Raw genomic sequence first — 1115 nt, 5'->3', positions numbered from 1 at the left:
AACGTACTTGCAAAAGTATACGGTGGTACAGCAAAAGACTTCGCATCAATCGATAACGCTCCAGAAGAGCGTGAGCGTGGTATCACAATCTCAACTTCACACGTTGAGTATGACACACCAACTCGTCACTATGCACACGTAGACTGTCCAGGACACGCTGACTATGTTAAAAACATGATCACTGGTGCTGCACAGATGGACGGCGCGATCCTAGTAGTTGCTGCTACTGACGGTCCTATGCCTCAAACACGTGAGCACATCCTACTTTCTCGTCAGGTTGGTGTACCTTACATCATCGTATTCATGAACAAATGTGACATGGTTGACGACGAAGAGCTACTAGAGCTAGTAGAGATGGAAGTTCGTGAACTACTTTCTGAGTACGACTTCCCAGGTGATGACCTACCACTAATCCAAGGTTCAGCGCTTAAAGCACTAGAAGGCGAAGAGCAGTGGGAAGCGAAGATCATTGAGCTTGCAGAAGCACTAGACTCTTACATCCCAGAGCCAGAGCGTGACATCGATAAGCCATTCATCATGCCTATCGAAGACGTATTCTCAATCCAGGGTCGTGGTACAGTAGTAACAGGTCGTGTAGAAGCTGGTATCATCAACGTGAACGACGAAGTAGAAATCGTAGGTATTAAAGAAACTACGAAGACAACTTGTACGGGTGTTGAGATGTTCCGTAAGCTTCTAGACGAAGGTCGTGCGGGTGAGAACATCGGTGCACTACTACGTGGTACTAAGCGTGATGAAGTTGAACGTGGTCAAGTACTATGTAAGCCTGGTTCAATCAAGCCACACACAAAATTCACTTCAGAAGTATACGTACTTTCGAAAGATGAAGGTGGTCGTCACACTCCTTTCTTCAAAGGTTACCGTCCACAGTTCTACTTCCGTACAACAGACGTAACTGGTGACATCCAGCTACCAGACGGCGTAGAAATGGTAATGCCTGGCGACAACATCAAGATGACTGTTGAGCTAATCGTACCAATCGCAATGGACGAAGGTCTACGTTTCGCTATCCGTGAAGGTGGCCGTACAGTAGGTGCTGGTGTTGTAGCAACAATCGAAGAGTAATCTCTAGATTGTCGTAACACACATAAAAA

General features: G+C 46.3%; 1 protein-coding gene. It reads left to right on the top strand.

The annotated features are described in order from the left end of the window. Positions 1-1086, top strand: a 1086-nt coding sequence (tuf, locus tag EXT48_RS23510; RefSeq protein ID WP_130166028.1) for an elongation factor Tu, incomplete at its 5' end; no start/stop codon positions are given. Positions 1087-1115: the final 29 nt, after the last annotated feature.

Source organism: Pseudoalteromonas sp. CO348 (genome assembly GCF_004208845.1).
Taxonomy (GTDB): Bacteria; Pseudomonadota; Gammaproteobacteria; order Enterobacterales; family Alteromonadaceae; genus Pseudoalteromonas; species Pseudoalteromonas maricaloris.
Note: the sequence above shows the minus strand (reverse complement) of the source record. Positions and strands in the feature narration are given on the sequence as shown.